The sequence below is a fragment of the Paramagnetospirillum marisnigri genome, assembly GCF_001650715.1.
GTDB classification, from domain to species: domain Bacteria; phylum Pseudomonadota; class Alphaproteobacteria; order Rhodospirillales; family Magnetospirillaceae; genus Phaeospirillum; species Phaeospirillum marisnigri.
Genome location: NZ_LWQT01000107.1, coordinates 1 through 2795 on the forward strand (window position 1 = coordinate 1; position 2795 = coordinate 2795).

A 2795-nucleotide genomic window follows, 5' to 3' on the forward strand; every position below is an offset into this window, starting at 1 on the left:
GCAAGGTGGAAGGCTTCACGGTGCCGGCCCAGGTGATCGTGTCCCATCTTCAGGACGTGGTTCGCTTCAAGAAGGGCTCCGCCACGGCACCCGGCCAACCTCAGACTCAGACCGTCGCTGCCGGTTCCACCAATTGGTGGTCCAAGGCCCGTGCGGTGGTCGGGGGACCGACAGCCATTCCGGGGATGGGCATGAACGTCGTGCAAGGCAATGTGGTCAAGGGCAATGTCGCGCCGTCCATTCCCTCGGGCATGCCCTTCATCGACACAGACCATGTCGGGGGTGCAAAGATCGGCGGATACTCCGTCGCCGATATCGTCGGCCTGGTCATGCTCGCCTTGGCGGCGGGTGTCACCGGCGGCATGATGACCATGGGCGGCGGCGTGCTCCAGGTCGCCGGTATGATGGTCTTCTTCGGCTATGGCATGTATCTGATCCGCCCGGTGGTCTTTCTGACCAATGTGGTGGTGTACGGTGCCGCCTCATTGCGCAACGACAAGGCTCAACTGGTCCAGTGGGACAAGGTCAAGCCGCTGATTCCCTGGGGCATCGCCGGCGTGATCCTGGGCTATTTCATCGGCAACGCCATCGGCGATTCTGTGGTGGGTATTCTACTGGGCCTGTTCGCTCTGATCATGGCGGGCAAGGCGGTCATGGAAATTCTTCAGCCCAATGCCGGCGAGGAAACGGCCGAGTCCATTTCCGCCGCAGAGGCTGAAGACGAGATGGACGAATTGATGGCTTTGGCAGACGGCACCTCCAGGCCCAAGGCCAGCGGCCTTGCCTTGCCGGAAGGCCATGCCCGTTCCGCGGTGTTGGGGCTGCCCATGGGTCTGTTCAGCGGTATTCTCGGCATCAGCGGCGGCGTCATCGAGGTTCCGCTGCAGCGCTATGTGGGACGCATCAGCCTGCAAAACGCCATCGCCAACAGTTCGGTCCTGGTGTTCTGGGCCTCGGTGGCCGGTTCGGTGGTGGCCTTCCTCCACGGATCCAGCACGGGTCTGATTCATTGGGAAGCGCCGGTGACCCTGGCCCTGGTGATGATTCCCGGCGCCTATGTGGGCGGCATCATCGGAGCGCGCCTGATGCGGGTCTTGCCGGTGCGGGTGCTCAAGGGCGTGTATGCGGCGACCATGGCCGCTATCGCTCTCAAGATGCTGACCTCGGTGTGATGATCATGATGCTGGGATTGGCCGGACATGAATAGCAAGGTGGCGCTTCTGGTCGTGGGACTGGCCGTTGTTCTGGCGCTCGTCATCGGGCGGCAGGGGCCGGTCGCGCCCCAGGCCACGAATACGCAGTCCCAGGCGGTGGCAGCAGGGCCGGTCGCGGCGCCTGTGGCCTTTCCCCAGCCCCTGTATCCCCAGGCGGCCAATGTTGCCATGCCGGTGGAGCCCGATCCTGCGGCGGGCGGCGGGACCGCGCCGGCGACGGAATCGCCGCTGCCCAACTTCGTTCCGCGCAAGCTGAAGGTGTTCGAAGGGCATTGGCAGGGCATGGACGGTCGCCTGATGACCGAGGAACTGGCCCGCAAGCTGAACTATCCGCGCGGCCTGCAGGGGGTTTTGCTGGGCGAAGTCACGCTGAACGCGGCGTTTTCCGGGCTTTTGGCCGGCGATGTCATCGTCAGGATCGACGATACCCCGGTCACCGACATTGAGAGTTTCAAGGCCGCCAGCCGGACCGTGGCCAACCGCTCCGAAGCGCGGATCAGCGTGCTGCGCAAGGACAACCGGCCGGGGGCTCCGGTGGTGCGCAAGCTGACGGTGGTCCTGCGCGAGGCCGAGGGCGGCCTGGGCTTCGCCCAGTTGGAAGGCGCGCCCATGATCCTGGCGGGCGATCCGCGCCCCCACGGCTATCGCGGCGCCTGCACCGATTGCCACCCCATCGGCCAGGGGTTCGAGTTGACCCCCGACCCAGATTTGATAAGCCTGCCCCCGCCGACGATCACGCGTGATATGGTCGCCCGGAGCGTCAATCCTCACGAAGTGCGCGGGCCGTGCGAAGCCTGCCACGTCATAAAGTGATCAGAGCCACCTGATTAGGATTTTGGAGAACACTATGTCTAGCAAGCCGTCGGATATTCTTGACGAGGTCACTCTTTACGCCCACTACGGCCTTTCGGTGGCGAAGAAGCTCGGAATGAACATGGTCGATGCGTTCCGTGCGGCCTTTTCCGTCAACGACGACATCCGCCAGGTGTATTACCGCGACAAGGGCATCTCTCACGCCAAGGCCGGGCGCTATTCCCAGGCCGTCATGCTGCTGGAGCAGGTCTACGACGCCGATGCCTTCGATGTGGATGTGGCTCTGCACCTGGGAATCGCCTATGTGAAGACCGGCGCCGTCGATCGCGGCACCGAACTACTCGAACGTTCCTTGGCCGATGCGCCCGACAACGTGAAGGTGGCGACCGTTCTCGGCCTGACCTATGTGCAGGTGCAAAAGTACGATCTGGCCGTTCCGCTGCTGATCAAGGTGGCCGAGGCCAATCCCATCAATTTCAACGTCCGGTTCCGTCTGGGCGTGGCGCTGGACAACCTCGGCCGCTTCGACGAAGCCATCGACAGCTTCAAGATCGCGCTGGGCCTGCGTCCCAATGAAGGCAAGGTGCATCGCGCCATCGCCTTCAGCTATGAGCAGATGGGCCGGCACGAGGAAGCCTTGCCGCATTTCAAGAAGGCCAATGAACTTGACGAAGGGGCCTCGGTCTGAGGCCGTATGAGGGGCATTTCCTTCATACGACGAGCTTAGAGAGGCGGATATGGCATTAGGCGACGCGAATGTTGGTTCGG

General features: G+C 63.2%; 3 protein-coding genes. All 3 read left to right on the forward strand.

The genetic code is table 11. The annotated features are described in order from the left end of the window. Positions 1-1172 (forward strand): sulfite exporter TauE/SafE family protein (locus tag A6A04_RS18465; RefSeq protein WP_156612688.1); only part of this gene is annotated, 1172 nt, incomplete at its 5' end. A 27-nt stretch (positions 1173-1199) separates the two neighbouring features. Then, entirely contained in the window at positions 1200-2027 is an 828-nt protein-coding gene (mamP, locus tag A6A04_RS18470; RefSeq protein WP_009869051.1) for a magnetosome magnetite formation protein MamP, read from the forward strand. 34 nt (positions 2028-2061) lie between these two features. Beyond that, positions 2062-2715 (forward strand): magnetosome protein MamA, encoded by a 654-nt coding sequence (gene mamA / locus A6A04_RS18475; RefSeq protein WP_009869052.1) that lies wholly within the window; start codon positions 2062-2064, stop codon positions 2713-2715. Positions 2716-2795 lie beyond the last annotated feature (80 nt).